Here is a 17,320-nt window from a genome sequence, read left to right as displayed (position 1 = left end):
CTCCCCTTATAAAATCTCTTTTAGCAGCTTCAAATTCTGAATGGTAAAATCCGCTTCCTGAAGATGGCCTGTCTGCTCCCGGTCATACCAGCAAGTCTTCATACCCATCTGCCGGCCGCCCGCAATGTCCGCTGTCAGGGAATCGCCGATCATCATGGTTTTCTCCGGTGAAATTTCCGGAAGCACTGCAAAACATTTTTCAAAAAATCCACGTGCTGGCTTTTCCACTCCCATCCGTTCCGACACAAAACAGTGTTCAAAGTACTTCAGCATGTCCGCTTTCTGAAGCCTGTTGATCTGCTGCTCATAAGGTCCATTGCTTGCTGCACACAAACGGTATTTTCCATAAAGATAAGGAAGGATTTCCATGGCACCGTCTACCGGCACCGCACTTTCATGAAGTGACTTTTTAAATTCATCTTCCATGGCTGCGCCATCGGCTTCCAATCCGAGTTTTTTAAGGATCGTCTGCCAACGAACCGTCCGAAGATCCGCAACCTTCAGCTCCCGCTTCTCAATCTTTCTCCAGATTTTATTATTTTCTTCCTGAAACACGGAAAACATCTCCGGCTGATATTCCAGTTCAAACATCCGAAAACAATGTTTCATGGATTCCTCCGCAGCTGCATTAAAATCCAGCAGAGTATTGTCGATATCTAAAAAAAGTACCTTCAGTTCCAATCTGGCTCCTCCTTATCCACTGGTTATAAGCATACTAGATTCTCTGCAAAAACTCAACCGGGAGTTTTATGAATTATGGTGATTGGCTCTGTATTGGTAACCACCAGGCCGAAAGTCGCAGAATGCGACTTCCGTTTGGGTGGTTACCTCATACAAATATAAACCATATACGCTGCATAGACAAGCAGCATGATAATACCCTCGCTGCGGCGTACTTGTTTTCTGGTCCAGGCAAATACCCACACAATAAGACTCATCACCGTCAGGAGAATAATATCGATCATATTTTCCTGCACAAATGCAATAGGACTGATCGCGGCCGCTGCACCGAGCACCATCAGGATATTAAACACATTAGAACCCAATACATTTCCAAGGGCCATATCCACTTCCCCTTTTCGGGAGGCAACCACAGAGGTCACCAGCTCCGGCAGGGAAGTTCCCATAGCTACAATCGTCAAACCAATAAGGTTCTGGCTCAGTCCAAAATTCGCTGCAATGGCCGATGCCGAATCCACCACCAGATCTCCGCCCCACATAATAGCAGCGCCGCCCAGAAGGATGTACAGCGCACACTTCCAGCCAGGAAGCATCTTTGGTTCCTCTTCTTCCGGCTGTATCGGATTGGCTTTTGCCGCGCGCACCATCCACATAAGAAAGCAGACGAAAATCACCAGGAAAATCAATCCATCTGCCCGGCTGATTGCCATGCCAGAGTATCCCAGAATCAACAAAATCACACCCATGGCAATCGAAAAAGGCAGTTCCTGCTTTAGTGTCTTCTGACTGACTGCCATTGGAGTCCACAGAGTACAGGCCCCGCATACTACCATCAAGTTAAAAATATTAGAGCCAACCACGTTGCTGACTGCCAGCTCATTACTTCCCGCAATGGACGCTGTCACACTGACCGCACATTCCGGCAGGGAAGTTCCCATGGCCACAATGGTCATTCCTATTACCATAGATGGAATATGAAATTTCCGCGCCACTGCGGAGCTTCCTTCCACAAAATAATCCGCACCCTTAATCAATAATATAAATCCTACAAGTAATGATACATACGTCATTTCGGTTTTCCTCCTCACTTCGTAATGATCTTATTGTATGCGCTGTGCAAAACAGATGCAAGGACAGAACCAAAGTTTTTACGACCTTTCCCGGAAAATATGTTAAAATAACGTTATCTTATGACAGGAGCGTACACCCATGAACATCAACCGCGAAGATATGATGGAACTGACACGCCGCATGACCCTTTCCAGAAATTGTTTCAGCCGCCTGGCCGGCGCTTATATGGATGAGGAAGGCTTCATCGACGGCACTTTTCATACTCATTTTCTGAAATTGAGCAAAGCCGACCAGGAGAAAAATCTGAAGCTTGCCAAGGCTATCCCCTTTGCCAAAACCAATGAGCAGCTGAAAAGCCATTCCATCGGATCTTCCAGTGAATTTCGCAAACTCCTCCTGGCCCTTAGGGAATGCGAACTAAAAAATGACGCTCTCCTCTATAATCTCTACGAATATATCGGAGAACGCCATCAACCAGGCTATCCTTACGGTATCTATGTATTTTACGGAACCTACGATGTCCCCAGAAAAGGCACTGACCACACCAGCCAGTGGGAATCCGAAGAAGTCTACCAGTTCCTGATCTGCGCCATCAGTCCCCTTGTCGGCGAGTACGAGATGGGCACGCCCGAAGCCGGATTCCTGTACCCGGCCTTTGAGGGAAGAGGTACGGAGACGGGGAAGATTTATGTGTTGGAGTAAGAAGAAAAAGACTTCTTACTTTGTAAAAACTTTCAGTTTTTCTTCCAGCTCTCTGATTCTGTTGTCTTTGGATTCCAATTCTTTTTTCTGATTTTCTATTTCAACATCCTTGGCATCCAGTTCTTTCTGCATCTCATCAATCATCAGCTGCACTGTATTCTGATCCAGTTCTTTTAGTTCCTTCGAGAACATTTCCATCACCTTCTCCACATTCAAACAAAGATTATAGACTTCGTCATAGATCACCTTGAACTCCGGATAATCCGTAATCAACCGGACAATATCTTCCGGTTCGTCGCTGCTCAAAAACGTAAGCCATGGTCCTGTCAGTTAATTTCTATTCTTCTGGGCAGATGAAAGTGGGAACTTATATTCTACCCATTGAATCAAATTTTAGAAGTGAAAATCCCTTCGCAAAACACATTTAAAGTGCTTGTTTGGACGTATGAAAAAATTACAATAGCCTCTGCCCGGGAAAATACAGATCCTCGGGCAGGCAGAAAGCAAAACCAGCTATATGTCCAAATAACTTTTATATATAGCAATTATAATGATTTTTCAGGATTTCTACTATCATCTTTGGGCATTAAACATGATGAATGCATCATACGCCCTGCAGTACTTCCTCAATCCAGTCTCTTCGCTGAAGTACCTGTATCCACTCTTTCGGAATTCCATCCGATTTATAATACAATCCGGTCAGTCCACCAGCGACTGCACTAACGGTATCTGTATCCTCTCCAAGGTTCACGGCCATCAGCACTGTTTCTTTATAAGACTGGGAATGAAGCAGACACCATACAGCTGCTTCTAAGGTATCCACCACATAACCGCTGCTTTTGATTTTCTCTTTTGAAAGCCCTTTAAATTCTGAAAGATCAACCAGTCGATGATACTGTTCCAGCTCTCGATGATTAGACAGATCCTGCCGATAATATTGAAATGCTCGATCCATTCCTTCCTGTAACCGATTTTCCAGCGTCCCTTCCCGTTCAAGAATTGCCTTCACCAGGAAATAGTAAATTCCACATGCCATCTGACTTCTTAAATGCGCATGGGTGAGTGCCGATACTGCATGAATCATATAAATACTCTCATTTTCTGAAGTACAAACTTTTTTCTGGCGCTCGAACAAATACAGGCAAATCGGAAGAATACGCATAAGAGAACCATTTCCATTATCCCACTCTGTCTTTCCGCCCGATTCCAATGGTGCCATTCCCTTTGCATAATTCATAAGAGCTCTTGACGTTGCCATTCCTATATCAAATACCTCTCCAAATGGTGTATATTCCCCATGCATGCACCATCTGCTGAACCGTTCCATCATATCGGTATAATCGATGTTTCCGACCGTTCTGATACTATCCAGTTCTGCCAGTGCCATACTACTGTCATCAGACCATGTGCCCCTTGGCTGATGATGGGTTCCATATTCCCGCATTCCTGTTACTGGATTTTTCATCAGCTCCGTTCTTGACATAAATTCCACGGGTACACCCAAGGCATCCCCAACAATTAATCCCAACATTCCATCTTTCCAGATATTGCTCATTTCCCTCTGCATTTTCGCCATCCCCTTTTTCGCCTAGTCATTTTTCCGTTGATCCATTTCTTTCTGAATCCAGGTCATGATCACCTCAACCAGATACTCCTGCTGAATCCGACTCAATTCCCTACCTGGCTGTATTTTATGCCATTTTCTGATGCATTCCCTGCAGCAGGTTGCGGTCGCATGCTGCGCGATAAAAACCGGATGTCCTTTCATTGGCGTCTGCCTTCCATCGTTTGGAATATATGCAGGCGCCTCCCTTTTTTCTATGAAATCTCTGGCGTGATCCCTGATCGTGTCCATGCCTTTTTCATTTATATAATCAATGTCCCGCTGTTTTAGATGAAAACTGCTTCGAAATTTTGAATGCTCCAGATGATCAAATAATTGAGCAAACCATTCCTCTTTTGTCACTTTGTCGCTTCTCCTCCATTATCTGCATATAAATCTCCATATAATATGCAGATACTGGCTTATATTTTCTGTTGCTATTTCCGCCCGCATCTCATCAATCATTAACTGTACGGTGTTTCTATCCAGTTCTCTTAATTCTTTTGAAAATATTCCCATCATATTCCTCCACGTTCAGACAAAAATTATAGTTTTCTAATGTTTAGTTTTTCGAATCATTTATAGTATTTTATATATATGCTAAAAGTATCATATTATATGTAAAAATACAATCTTAATCTTAAAACATTCAAAACACGCATAAAAATCATACTCTAACATATACTTGATTTAGCTATTTCCCTGTGCTATACTGGGTGTAGCTAAAAAGGAAATAGTGTCCAAACAACACCAAACGAAAACCCCCGGAATGGCAGTTCCGGGGGTTTTCTTCACTTTGTTATACAGTTGTGCATCTGTTCAGGCTAATCGTCGCTGTTGTCTCTGTCTAGCCATTTGCAAATGTAGTAGCTAATTACACCTGCTGCGACAGAGACCAAAAAGGAAATAATGAATTCCAAACAATACCCCCCTTTCCGTTGCCAGATTGGGAGCGACAACAAAAGTATTATAACATGTGCATTGTTTTTGTGAAACATTTTTGTTGCATTTTATATTGCTTTAAGTATATCCGACTTTTTAATACTCTTCTTTCCTGATTTTCGTCAAATACTGTTTCTTTTTATTCACTTGATGTACCCGTGCACGTGGCTCATATTTTGCACAGTGCTGACAGTAGGTCTTATGACAGGCCTCTCTGCCTTTGGTGCACTGCCCCAGTGCGATATAGTATTTACATGGGATTTCTCTGTATTTTGCCATTTTATTTTCCTCGATTCTGCTTTGGAAAATTTCAATAGAATGAAAGAACTTTTTGAGAAAAGAAAAAGGCATCTCCCGCAGGAAATGCCTTTTGTCACCCCATATGAAATTCCTAACAGTTTACTGTATGCTGCCAGTGCACCTTCACTCTTTCCAGCCAAGACATTTTTAGTCAGAGCTTTTATTCTGCTGCTTCTACAGAAATTACTTCCCCGTCAAACGGGTCTACTTCTGATGCGGTACCTGTATAAGTTACAGTCACCTTGTCACCTACATTTACACTGTCCAGTCCTTCCGGCTTCTCCTCATCGAAAGTAAATTCATAGCAGGTTCCATCCTCACCTGTTACAACAAACATAAAGTCTTTTACTTCATCTAATGTTCCGGTAAAAGTAGATGTCTCTTCAGACTGTCCCTCTGTTGCAGTTCCTTCCTGCTGTGTAGTTTCTTCCTGCTGTGCTGCTCCTGCGTTATCTGACTTTGCCCCACAGCCTGTCATCATAGATGCTGTCATTGTTGTTACAAGTACCATCATTGCAAATTTTCTTTTCATAATTATTGCCTCCTGCAAATTATTTTCTATTTTCAATCTATTAGATCACTGGTTCCATTAAAAAGTTTCACCCATTTCAAAAAATTTATGTTTTGCAAGAAAAGAACTTTCCATCTCTGGAAAACTCGGAAGCTCACTTCGAGCAAATATCCCCGACAATGAACCTCAATTGAAGACGGACTTGCTCAGAATTTCGGGAAAGGAGTCTCCGTTCTGGGTAAGTTCCGCTACTCAGAAAGGCAACATTTACGACAAAAGAAAAAAGTCCGTACCGGGCTGTGCCCCCTTATTTCCCCGTCCACGCCGGAGCGTGGTTCTCAGCGCCAACTTGCTTACAAAAGTTCCTGCCTTTTTCAAAAACTTGGGAACTCGCGATCAGCAATCTGCGATTCAGACCCATTTCACCTGCAAAAGCTAGTTGTGGCGCCGGGAAACAGGAACTGAAAAGGGGGTTGACGCGCTATAGACCCACGGCTCCCGGCAGTCTTGTCTGAGGGGAACTCCACGGCTCCCGGCAGCTTTATTTAAAAGGAAAATTTTTGAAGAAAAAAAGAAAACATACATTCGACAGCTTTTACTGGAAAGTCCGGAAAGCGTTGATATTTCAAGAAAAAAAGAGTTCTCCTTTTTCAAGGAAAACTCTCATTCTAGCAGGGCTACAAGGATTCGAACCTTGAAATGACGGAGTCAGAGTCCGTTGCCTTACCGTTTGGCGATAGCCCTAAATTGTCATTTTGTTGGTGTGTTGTCAACCAACGAATGTTATTATAGGACATACCGCGAAAAAATGCAAGTACTTTTTTTAATTTTTTTCAACTTTTTTTGCGAACTCTGATTTTCCCCGCCGTTGAAACGTTTTTGCTACTTTGATGCGTAGCCGTTTTCGAAGCTGACTCGATTTACCAGCTCTTTTCCTTCCAGATATCGTTTCAGATTCTGGCTCCACAAGTGGACAATCCGATCCTCGGTGTCCTTGGAATAGCCAAAGCTCTGTCCGGCAATATGAGGAGTAATGATAACCCGGTCCGTGTTCCAGAGAGGATGATCTTCCGGCAATGGTTCCGGATCTGTGACATCCAATGCCACGCCTCCCAGATGTCCATCTTTCAGAACACTGACCAGTGCTTCCGTGTCAATCACATTTCCTCTTCCCACGTTGACAAGGAGCGCTTTCTCCTTCATCAGACATAAACGATGTTTATTCAACAGTCCTTTTGTTGCTGCGGTTCCTGGCAAACAATTAATGACGATGTCTGCCTTCGGCAGTTCCTGATCCAGCTCATCCGGCGTAATCATTCCATCATAGCAGTCCGGATAGTTCCGGTCTGTTCTTCTCATCCCGATTGTTTTGACACCGAACGCACAAAGCCGTTCTGCCACACCAGTTCCAATATCCCCTGCACCAAGAATCAATGCCCGCTTTCCATAGAGAAGCATCTCTGAAGGGATCGGACTCCATCTTTTCTCCCGCTGCTGTACTGCATAAGCTTTCAGGTTTCTGCAAAGTTCCAGCAGCACTGCCATCACATATTCCGGAATGACGATATGAAAACATCCACTGGCATTGCTCAATGCCACCTGACGCGGAAAGCCTTCTCTTGCCGTGTAAACATCTGTTCCAGCCCAGCTCATCTGAATCCAACGAAGATGTTCGCACTGGTTAATCTCCCTGATCCCCGGCTGTCCAAAGATGATCTGTGCCTGCTTCAGAAGAGGCAGGCGTTCTTCTCTGCTCATATTCTCCGGCACGTAGACAAATTCCACCATATCTTTGCCTGCTGCTTCCAGTTCTTCTTTTTGATGCTCATCCAGTTCAATGAGCACCGCTGCTTTGATTTTATCCATATCATCAAGCCTCTCTTTTCTATTCCATCAACAACACCACTACCTGACAGCTGCTTATCCGCAAAAGTTCTCCATTAAGATTTATTTTCGGCATATTATTGAGCAGCACTTCTTTTACTGTACCCGGAAGTTCCAGTTCTGCCGCCTCCTGTCCCCAGTTGCCCATCACCAGAATCCTCTGATGCTCGTATTCCCGGATATAAGCCATCACCTGTTCGGTCTCCTCATACACCGGTTTTAGGCAGCCATACACAAACGTATCTTTATAAGCAGGATTTTTCCGAAGAGCCGTCAGCTTCCGGTAATAAGGAAGGATAGAATCCGGATCTTTCTCCTGGGCTTCCACATTGATCTTCTGGTAATCCGGATTGACCGCAATCCAAGGTGTTCCTTCTGTAAATCCGGCCTCTTTGCCACCGCTCCACTGCATAGGGGTTCTGGCATTGTCCCTGCTCAGCCGGTTGCAGGCGGCAAGTGCCTCCTGCTCATCAAGTCCTGCTGCGAGCGCCTCTGCATATTGATCCTTCGTACTGATATCATCGAACTCCTCGATAGAGGTTCTCCTGACATTTCTCATACCGATTTCCTGCCCCTGATAAATAAAAGGAATTCCCCTGAGCAGAACACTGACAGTTCCCAGCATCTTGACTCCGGCATCATTCTGTCCATAATCCGGCAGGAACATGCTGGCACCTCTCGGCTCATCATGATTTTCAATAATATTGGAATACCTTCCGAAGGATTCCACCTCCGCCTGGGAAGCAAAAAGGGTACTTCTCCATGTCTTAAAATCCACAGGCTTCGCTTCATACCATCCATGTTTCCCCAGACAAAGTAAATGCTGCGAGAAATCAAAGATCGAAGAGAAATGTCCGTCAGGACCGATGAATTCCCTCAGTTCTTCTTCTTTTCCATTAAATACTTCACCGACCGTAAAAGAATCATGAAGGGCAAAGGTATGCTTTTTCAAATCCTCCAACATCTCTCCGATGCCGGAGGCATGACTTACCACCACATCTGCAGAACACAGACCATCGGGACCATCCGGCTCGTAATCCGGGAAGGACAGATCCTTCTGGATATTGATGATCGCATCTATCCGGAATCCATCTACCCCTTTTTCTGCCCACCAGTTAATCATTTGATAGAGTTCCCTGGTCACTGCCGGATTATACCAGTTAAGATCCGGCTGCTCCTTGGCAAAAGAATGGTAATAATAAAGATCCTCCCATCCAGGCACCGGCTCCCACATACTGCCGCCGAAATAGGAACGATAGTTAGACGGCGCTTTTCCATTCTTTCCTTTCCGGAAATAGAAATAATCACCATAAGGACCATAAGGATCCTTCAATGCCTTCTGAAACCATTCGTGCTGGTCAGAACAGTGATTAAGAACCAGATCCATAATAAGGTGCATATCCCGCGCTTTCAGTCCGGCCACCAACTCTTCAAAGTCTTCCATGGTACCGAATTCCGGTGCGATCTTATAATAATCAGAAATGTCATATCCCTGATCCACAAAAGGTGACGCATAGATGGGTGACAGCCAGACCATATCGATCCCAAGTTCTTTCAAATAATCCAGTCTGCTGATGATCCCCTTCAGATCACCGATTCCGTCTCCGTCAGAATCCTGATAGCTCTTCGGATAAAGTTGACAGGCAATTTTATCATGCCACCATTTTCTTTCCATATTACTCCTCCATAAAAAAACTGCCATAAGCGAAAGCCCCATGTGGGTACTTTAAGCTTATGGCAGCCTTCGTTTATGGCTTATTATTGCATAATCATTTCAGAGCGTCAACTGCTGCCCGCTCAATTGGGAATCCTGCACGATAACGCTTGATGAACTCATCAAAGCCCTTTACATCCTCCGGATCCGGATCCATCTTCTCACCCTCGTCTCCGCCGAAGACTTTGTTCTGCAGATAATCTTCCAGTGCTTCTCCTGCGTCTTTATTTACCATGTAGGAGGCTAAGAGGGCAATTCCCCATGCGCCGCCTTCTCCTGCCGTCTTCATAACAGATACGGTTGCATCCATGGCAGCTGCCAGGATCTTCTGTCCAACACCTTTGGTCTTAAAGAGTCCGCCGTGTCCGGTAATACGGTCAATGGCTACTTCTTCCTCTTTCAGAAGGATATCAAGACCTACCTTCAGTGCGCCAAGAGAGGTGTAAAGATTGGCACGCATAAAGTTTGCCAGACTGAATTTACTGTCCGGAGTACGAACGAACATCGGACGTCCCTCTTCAAATCCGGTAATATGCTCTCCGGAGAAATAGTTGTATGCCAGCAGTCCGCCGCAGTCTTTATCACCTTCCAGTGCTTTGTTGTAAAGAGTTCCGAACAGTTTGTTCATATCTACATCAATGCCGAAGCTCTCTGCAAATTCTTTGAAAATATTCACCCATGCATTCAGATCAGAGGTACAGTTGTTGCAGTGTACCATGGCAACTGCATCTCCGCTCGGAGTCGTTACCATATCGATCTCCTCATGCACCCTCTTTAATGCTTTCTCCAGTACGATCATGGCAAATACGGAGGTACCTGCAGATACATTACCAGTGCGCTGTTTCACACTGTTGGTGGCTACCATACCGGTTCCGGCGTCACCTTCCGGCGGGCATAACGGGCAGCCTGCCTGGAGAGTTCCGGTCGGATCCAGCTTCTTAGCTCCCTCTTCGGTCAGCACACCGGCTTTGTCACCTGCCAGCAGAACCTTCGGAAGCAGATGCTCCAGTTTCCACGGGAATCCCTTCGGTGCAACCAGCTCATCAAATTTCTGAATCATTGCTTTGTCATAATCCTTGATGGTGGAGTCAATCGGGAACATGCCGGAAGCGCTTCCTACACCCAATACTTTTTCTCCGGTCAGCTGCCAGTGAATATAGCCGTCCAGTGTGGTAAAGAAGTCTACCTGCGGTACATGCTCTTCTCCATTTAAAATTGCCTGATACAGATGTGCAATGCTCCAACGCTGCGGTACATGGAAGTTAAATACCTTCGTCAGCGCCTCGGAGGCTTCCTGGGTAATGGTATTTCTCCAGGTGCGGAACGGTACCAGAAGATTGCCTTCTTTGTCAAATGCCAGGTATCCATGCATCATGGCACTGAATCCGATGGCTGCCAGCTTCTCCACTGCCACACCATATTTTTCCTTTACATCTTCTGTCATCTTCTGATAGCAGTCCTGCAGCCCGGTCCAGATATCCTCCAGCGTATATGTCCACACGCCATTCTCCAGCCGGTTCTCCCAGTCATGATCGCCGGATGCAATCGGCATATTGTTCTCATCCACCAGAACTGCTTTGATTCTGGTGGAACCAAACTCGATTCCCAATACTGCTTTTCCATTTGCAATTGTATTCTTTACATCGCTCATCAGTCTTACCCTCCTGCTTCTTATCGTCCGGTATTTTCCCACTTTTCCTGTCCGGACCCATTATGTTTTATCATACCATAGCATGGATATCTTTTCAAACAATTCAAGGTCATTTTCACCAAAATAGATGCATGATTCTGCCGGGAAAGAGTACATCTTACCCAATGCAGGAGCAGGTGTGAAGAACCATTCCACACACGCCCGGAACCGTCAGGGACAGAATTCCATTCCGTACCGGATATCTGTCATTATTCGTGGAATATCCTGTTTCACTGGTTTCCATCAGGCATTCCAGTTCCGCCTCTTCCGGCACTTCTGCCATCCAGACAGGAATCTCCACCCTTCGTGCTTCCTGGGCATTATTCATAAGCACAAGGATCGTTTCACGCCCATCGAATCGTCCATAGCTGATAAACTGTTCCTCCATGGTCAGAAACCGGGTGGAACCATATCTCAATACCGGATATTCTTTCCGAATGCGGATCATTTCCCGGTGAAATGCCAGAAGATCCTGATCTTCCCGTCCCCATGGATAGGTTCTCCGGTTATCCGGATCCGTAAATCCGCATAATCCTGCCTCATCTCCGTAATACACCGTGGGACATCCCACCCAGGTCATCTGAAATACCACTGCTTCTTTCATCACATCTTTACGGATGCCTTCAGAAGCCTCAGCTGCACCCAGTGTATGAATTCTTCCTACCTTGCGGTTGGTTCTGGTAAGAAATCGGGAATGGTCGTGGTTGGACAGTTCATTCATGGCCGTCTCCAGTGAAGGTTCACAAAAACGCGCCATGTTCCGGAGCATGGCATCCTGAAAGGCTCCTGCATTGCCATAGAGGTCATCCCGCCTGTCATCACTGTGTTTCTCCATACCCGTTAAAAACCAGGTGATCGGTTCCATAAACGCATCATAGTTCATAACCGAATCCCACTGGTCTCCCTGAAGCCACGCACTGCAGTCTCCATAATGCTCTGCCAGAATCAGTGCCTCTGGATCCGCCTCTTTTACCGCCTTTCGAAATGCACGCCAGAACTGATGATTATATTCCTCCGAGTGTCCCAGATCTGCCGCCACATCAAGTCTCCAGCCATCCACAAAATAAGGCGCCTTCAGCCATTTCTGTGCCAGCACTAATACATAGTTCTTTAATTCCTCCGATGCTTCATAGTTCAGTTTTGGCAGCGTCTCATAGCCCCACCAGCCCTCGTAGGAGCCATTGCAGGGCCAGCCCTGCTCATCCTGAAAACGAAAATAATTCCGATATGGACTGTCAGCAGAAACATAAGCGCCTTTTTCAAAGCCTTCTGCCTCCTCATAAAGCCGTTCCCGATCCAGCCATTTATGAAAGGATCCACAATGATTAAACACACCATCCAAAATCACCTTCATCCCACGACGGTGAATTTCCTGCAGGAAATCTGCAAACCATGCATTGCTGGCCTCCAGGTTTTCAAGGCTGACCACCCGCTTCCGATACATTTTGGCCTGCCGGTTATCTTCAGCGCCGTCAGGCAGCGGAGTTCCCCCGTCTTCTGTAATCAGAGTCAGATGCGGGTCAATATAATCATAATCCTGGGTATCATATTTATGATTGGAAGGCGATACAAAGACAGGATTCAAATACAGCACTTCCACTCCCAGCTCCTGCAGATAATCAAGCTTCTGCCATACGCCCTGCAGATCTCCGCCATAAAAATTCTGCACGTCACATACTTCCGGCAGCTGATTCCAGTCTGTCACCCGGTGCACATCCCGGTTCAGATACCGGTATTCCCGGTCTTTCACATCGTTAGATGGATTTCCATTGCAGAAACGATCCGTATAAATCTGATACATAACCGCACCTTTCGCCCAATGAGGCGTGTGAAAATCCGGAATCAGACAAAAAGAATATGCTTCCTGCGGATGATCCGCGACTCCCAGTTTGTCAAAATAAAGTTTCTGTTCCCCTGACAGAATTTCAAAAAAATAGTGGACCGGCTCATCCAGTACCTTCCACTCACAGACATAATAATCAAACAGCCCCTGGCTGTAAGACCTTTTCATTTTCTGTCTGAAGCTTCCGCAGATCAGAGTTACCGTATCCACATTCTCATGGGCAGTCCGGAATTTTATTGTTACCGGATCTCCCCTGCGCGGTTCCGACGGACTGCGATAATAACCGGTCTCATCGCTAAACAGCGCTTCCTGATTTATTTGATCCCTCATGCATGCTTCTCCCTGTTTTTCTTACTATTATGATATCCCGAAAGCGTCTTAAAAACAACATCTTTCCCTAAAAAAGGACAGTAAAAAAGACAGCGGGGGTAATGCTGTCTTTTTTAGGAGAAGGTATTTCTTGTTTCTTATGGGGTGTAGCAAAAACTATATAATGTATTGGGGGTTTTTACAGTAAGTATAATAGCATATTCTCCCCTCAAAGTGTGCACAAACTTCACAAAAATTGCAATTCGTTTTTAGCTATTCTGCACAATTTCATTCTATATTTCTGCTTTATCTGCCGGGAACAACGCTTCGAACTCTTCACGGGTAATCTTCTCTTTCTCAAGCAGAAGCTCTGCACATGCATCCAGAACTCCTCGGTTATCGCTGATGATCTTCCGCGCTTTCTCATAACAGCTGTCAATGATGTTCTTCACTTCTTTATCGATCTCTCCGGCAATCTGTTCTCCATAACCTCTGTCATGGGCCAGATCCCGTCCGATGAAGACTTCTTCCTCATCTCCGCCATAGCTGATCAGACCCAGTTTATCGGACATGCCATACTTGGTTACCATAGCTTTGGCAAGAGATGTTGCCTGCTTGATATCCTGGGATGCGCCGGTGGTAATATCATCGAAGACCAGCTCCTCTGCCACACGTCCGCCCAGATCAACAATAATGGTCTGCAGCATCTTGCCTTTGGTATTGAACATGTCATCTCTCTCCGGAAGCGGCATGGTATAACCAGCTGCGCCTACTCCCGTCGGAATAATAGACACCGTATAGACCGGTCCCACATCCGGCAGTACATGGAACAGAATTGCATGTCCCGCCTCATGATAAGCAGTAATCCGTTTTTCCTTCTCGGAAATCACACGGCTCTTCTTCTCCGCTCCGATACCAACTTTGATAAAAGCCTTCTGAATATCTGCCTGCATCATATAAGCGCGGTTTTCTTTTGCCGCTATAATGGCAGCTTCATTTAACAGGTTCTCCAGATCTGCTCCGGTAAATCCTGCCGTCGTCTGGGCGATCTGATGAAGATCCACATCTTCACCCATAGGTTTGTTCTTCGCATGTACTTTCAGGATGGCTTCTCTGCCCTTTACATCCGGACGTGCAACGCCGATCTTCCGGTCAAAACGTCCCGGACGCAAGATCGCCGGATCAAGAATATCCACGCGGTTGGTGGCAGCCATGACAATGATCCCTTCATTGACTCCAAATCCGTCCATCTCCACCAGAAGCTGGTTCAGAGTCTGCTCTCTTTCATCGTGTCCGCCGCCCATGCCGGTGCCTCGTTTTCTGGCTACCGCATCAATCTCATCAATAAATACGATGCAGGGCGCATTTTTCTTTGCGTTGGTAAACAGATCCCGCACACGGGATGCTCCCACGCCTACAAACATTTCCACAAAATCAGAGCCGGAAATACTGAAGAACGGAACCCCCGCCTCCCCTGCTACTGCCTTGGCGATCAGGGTCTTGCCAGTTCCTGGAGGGCCCACCAGAAGAACACCCTTGGGAATTCGTGCTCCCACACGGGTATAACGTCCCGGATTTCTTAAGAAATCCACAATCTCTTCCAGTTCTCCCTTCTCTTCTTCCAGTCCTGCCACGTCCTGGAAACCAATCTTTGCATCACCGCCGGATGTCATCTGCGCATGGCTTCTTCCGAAATCCAGCATTCTTGCGTTTCCGCCTCCGGCATTTTTTCCCATGGTCATAACCACGAAGAAAAACAGAATTCCGCACATAAGCAGAGATGCACCATAGGTTTCAAAGAAGCCCGGTCCTTTCACCTCTGCAATGTCACAGGGAATTCCTGCTTCTGTCAACTGCTCCTCGGTGGTCTCTGTATTCAGAATGTTGGTCATTCTGTCAGTACCATCCTTCAGCGTATACATGACTGTTCCTGTCGGTGTCTCCTGATTAGGCGTGATCGTGGCGCTCACAATCTCGCCCTCCTCCATGGCATGCTCAAACTGCTGGTACGTATACGTGCTGCTTTCCTTCAGCTGTCCTTCGAAAAACATCAGTACCAGACAGATCAGGGCAAAGAATACCAGATAGGAACCGATGCCTTTCCATTGTCTGTTCAAACTTTTCTTATCCTCCCGTTATTAATCAAACTGTACCACACCGATATACGGCAGATTGCGATACTGCTGGTCATAATCCAGTCCATATCCTACCACAAATTTATCTTCAATCTGGAATCCCACATACTCTACCGGTACATCTACCACACGTCTGTCCGGTTTGTCAAGGAGCGTACAGATCTTCAGAGATTTCGGACTTCTCTGGGCCAGTAATTTCTTCAGATGGCTTAAGGTACGTCCTGAATCGATAATATCCTCAATAATAATCACATTGCGGTCAATGATCGGCTCATCCAGATCTTTGACAATCTTTACGATACCACTTGATTTGGTCTCTGCTCCATAGCTGGAGCACTGCATGAAATCCATGGTCACCGGCACGGTAATTCTCTTTGCCAGCTCGCAGGTAAAATAAACACTTCCCTTTAAAATGCAGATCAGATGAACACTTTCTCCTGCATAGTCACGGCTGATCTGCTCACCCAGCTCTTTGATTCTTGCATCCACAACATCCTCCTGCAGCATAACTTCTACATGATGTTTTTCCATCGCTTATTCCTCCATATTTTTCATATGTATTTTTAAAATTCTTTTCGTTTGCTCCGTTACTTTATATTCTTCACTGATCCGCATTCCCACTGCCCACATAATATGATTGCCATCTGCAAGCAGAATCATGCGATCCCGGTCTTCTCTTGGAACCTTCTGGTCAATAAAATAATCTTTGAGCTTTTTATGGGAACCGGCTCCATTTGCCAGATAATCACCCGGCTTTCTGTTGCGCAGAACCATACCCTGTTTGATTCTATCATAATCAAACCACTTCGTATAGCGCTTTGTCGGAATTTTCTCATTTTCTGCGGCATCTTCCACGGTAACAAGAAAAATCTGGCCGGCAAATGTATTTTCACCATTTTTTACCGGAATTTCCGGTAAATCTTCTGTTTTCCCCGCCACCTTTTTTCGAAGGAACAGCTCTTCATAGCCCAGTTGTCCGTATACATGCCCCGGCAGATCAGTTCTTCCTCCACGCTTTCCGTGAACCAGCTTTAAAAGCTGTTCTACATGGCCTGCCTCCAGATTCTTTCCTCCCGTGAGCAGCTCTATTCCTTTTCGGATGATCAGTTTTTGCATGGCTGGATGAAGCTCCGTAAATGCCTGCAGCCCGATGGCATATCCATCGGCGGTCTCTCTTGCGTACCGTTTCCATGCCCGTCCGGTCTCATATTCCAGATAGTTTTCTGTCTCCCGGATCCGCTCTGCCGTTCCTGCCAGGCGGCCCACCGTTCCCGGCCACGCTGCTTCCATGGGCGCCAGAATCTCTTTCCGAATACGGTTTCTTGCATAATCTACTTCCTGATTACTTTCATCTTCCATCCAGGAAATGTGCCTGGCTCTGAGCCAGTCCATCACTTCCTGGCGGGTCACGCAGAGCAGCGGCCGGATATAGGGAAAACGCACCGGCTCCATACCGCCCAGCCCTTTAAGACCGGTTCCTCTGCTCAAACGAAACAGCATGGTTTCTGCCTGGTCATTCTGGTGATGAGCCAGTGCCACCCGTTCTCCGAATCCATCCTCCAGACAACAGCGAAAAATCTCATACCGTACTTCGCGTCCCGCTTCTTCCAGACTCATATGATGAGTCAATGCATAGGCCGGTACATCCCTCCGGTAAATCCGAAGAGGAATTCCTCTCTCCTGACAGAACTTTGCACAAAATGCCTGATCCCTGTCTGCACTCTCTCCCCGGATCCCATGATGCACGTGAACGGCCCTGACGCCGATCCTGTGCTTGTCTCCATATTCCTTTAAAAGCAGCAGAAGCGCCGTGGAATCCGCGCCTCCCGAGAATCCCACCAGCACCTCCATGCCAGGTGTCAGCATCTGCTGTCCTTCTATATAAGAAAACACTTTGTTTTGCATTTTGTTTTCTCTTGTCCTTTCCGTAAAACT

15 protein-coding genes and 1 tRNA gene are annotated in these 17,320 nt (G+C 46.1%); 1 reads left to right on the top strand and 15 read right to left on the bottom strand.

Annotated features, from left to right (window positions below; all coding sequences use genetic code 11):
• Nucleotides 1-6: 6 nt before the first annotated feature.
• Both ACZMB2_RS07140 and ACZMB2_RS07135 read right to left on the bottom strand, forming a co-directional pair.
• Nucleotides 7-681: a YjjG family noncanonical pyrimidine nucleotidase gene (locus tag ACZMB2_RS07140; protein WP_487596169.1), complete on the bottom strand. Its 675-nt coding sequence runs from the start codon at nucleotides 679-681 to the stop codon at nucleotides 7-9.
• Nucleotides 682-824: 143 nt separating this feature from the next.
• Nucleotides 825-1,751 carry a calcium/sodium antiporter gene (locus ACZMB2_RS07135; RefSeq protein ID WP_487596168.1) on the bottom strand — a complete coding sequence of 309 codons (927 nt, stop codon included), beginning with the start codon at nucleotides 1,749-1,751 and terminating at the stop codon, nucleotides 825-827.
• Nucleotides 1,752-1,890: 139 nt separating this feature from the next.
• Between ACZMB2_RS07135 and ACZMB2_RS07130 the strand changes: the two genes are divergently transcribed.
• Complete coding sequence (locus ACZMB2_RS07130) at nucleotides 1,891-2,454, top strand: DUF4317 family protein (protein WP_487596167.1); 564 nt, start codon at nucleotides 1,891-1,893, stop codon at nucleotides 2,452-2,454.
• Between the two features lie 15 nt (nucleotides 2,455-2,469).
• On the opposite strand, the gene ACZMB2_RS07125 is transcribed toward ACZMB2_RS07130, so the two are convergent.
• The 13 genes from ACZMB2_RS07125 to tilS all read right to left on the bottom strand — a co-directional run bounded on the left by ACZMB2_RS07125 (nucleotide 2,470) and on the right by tilS (nucleotide 17,290).
• The gene (locus ACZMB2_RS07125) at nucleotides 2,470-2,760 is read right to left on the bottom strand and encodes a hypothetical protein (RefSeq protein ID WP_487596166.1); all 291 of its coding nucleotides are present in this window, start codon (nucleotides 2,758-2,760) and stop codon (nucleotides 2,470-2,472) included.
• A gap of 298 nt (nucleotides 2,761-3,058) precedes the next feature.
• Nucleotides 3,059-4,030, bottom strand: a complete 972-nt coding sequence (locus ACZMB2_RS07120; protein WP_487596165.1) for an ADP-ribosylglycohydrolase family protein — start codon at nucleotides 4,028-4,030, stop codon at nucleotides 3,059-3,061.
• A 12-nt stretch (nucleotides 4,031-4,042) separates the two neighbouring features.
• Nucleotides 4,043-4,420, bottom strand: a complete 378-nt coding sequence (locus ACZMB2_RS07115; protein WP_487596164.1) for a DUF4186 domain-containing protein — start codon at nucleotides 4,418-4,420, stop codon at nucleotides 4,043-4,045.
• 675 nt (nucleotides 4,421-5,095) lie between these two features.
• A complete protein-coding gene (locus ACZMB2_RS07110) occupies nucleotides 5,096-5,278 on the bottom strand; it encodes a hypothetical protein (protein ID WP_118771135.1) in 183 nt (60 codons plus the stop codon).
• Between the two features lie 181 nt (nucleotides 5,279-5,459).
• Nucleotides 5,460-5,831: a hypothetical protein gene (locus tag ACZMB2_RS07105; RefSeq protein WP_487596163.1), complete on the bottom strand. Its 372-nt coding sequence runs from the start codon at nucleotides 5,829-5,831 to the stop codon at nucleotides 5,460-5,462.
• A 651-nt stretch (nucleotides 5,832-6,482) separates the two neighbouring features.
• Nucleotides 6,483-6,554 (bottom strand) — tRNA-Gln (locus tag ACZMB2_RS07100).
• 138 nt (nucleotides 6,555-6,692) lie between these two features.
• Nucleotides 6,693-7,676 (bottom strand): D-2-hydroxyacid dehydrogenase, encoded by a 984-nt coding sequence (locus tag ACZMB2_RS07095; RefSeq protein ID WP_487596162.1) that lies wholly within the window; start codon nucleotides 7,674-7,676, stop codon nucleotides 6,693-6,695.
• A 19-nt stretch (nucleotides 7,677-7,695) separates the two neighbouring features.
• Nucleotides 7,696-9,369: a glycoside hydrolase family 13 protein gene (locus ACZMB2_RS07090; RefSeq protein ID WP_487596161.1), complete on the bottom strand. Its 1,674-nt coding sequence runs from the start codon at nucleotides 9,367-9,369 to the stop codon at nucleotides 7,696-7,698.
• Nucleotides 9,370-9,463: 94 nt separating this feature from the next.
• Nucleotides 9,464-11,059 (bottom strand): xylulokinase, encoded by a 1,596-nt coding sequence (locus ACZMB2_RS07085; protein WP_487596160.1) that lies wholly within the window; start codon nucleotides 11,057-11,059, stop codon nucleotides 9,464-9,466.
• A 157-nt stretch (nucleotides 11,060-11,216) separates the two neighbouring features.
• Nucleotides 11,217-13,271: a glycoside hydrolase family 13 protein gene (locus ACZMB2_RS07080; protein WP_487596159.1), complete on the bottom strand. Its 2,055-nt coding sequence runs from the start codon at nucleotides 13,269-13,271 to the stop codon at nucleotides 11,217-11,219.
• A gap of 272 nt (nucleotides 13,272-13,543) precedes the next feature.
• A complete protein-coding gene (ftsH, locus tag ACZMB2_RS07075) occupies nucleotides 13,544-15,367 on the bottom strand; it encodes an ATP-dependent zinc metalloprotease FtsH (protein ID WP_487596158.1) in 1,824 nt (607 codons plus the stop codon).
• A gap of 21 nt (nucleotides 15,368-15,388) precedes the next feature.
• On the bottom strand, nucleotides 15,389-15,916 hold the full coding sequence (hpt, locus tag ACZMB2_RS07070) for a hypoxanthine phosphoribosyltransferase (RefSeq protein WP_487596157.1): 528 nt from the start codon (nucleotides 15,914-15,916) through the stop codon (nucleotides 15,389-15,391).
• Nucleotides 15,917-15,919: 3 nt separating this feature from the next.
• Entirely contained in the window at nucleotides 15,920-17,290 is a 1,371-nt protein-coding gene (gene tilS / locus ACZMB2_RS07065) for a tRNA lysidine(34) synthetase TilS (protein ID WP_487596156.1), read from the bottom strand.
• Nucleotides 17,291-17,320 lie beyond the last annotated feature (30 nt).

The sequence above is a fragment of the Hominiventricola sp. genome, assembly GCF_057604405.1.
This window is presented reverse-complemented; position numbering and strand designations above follow the sequence as displayed.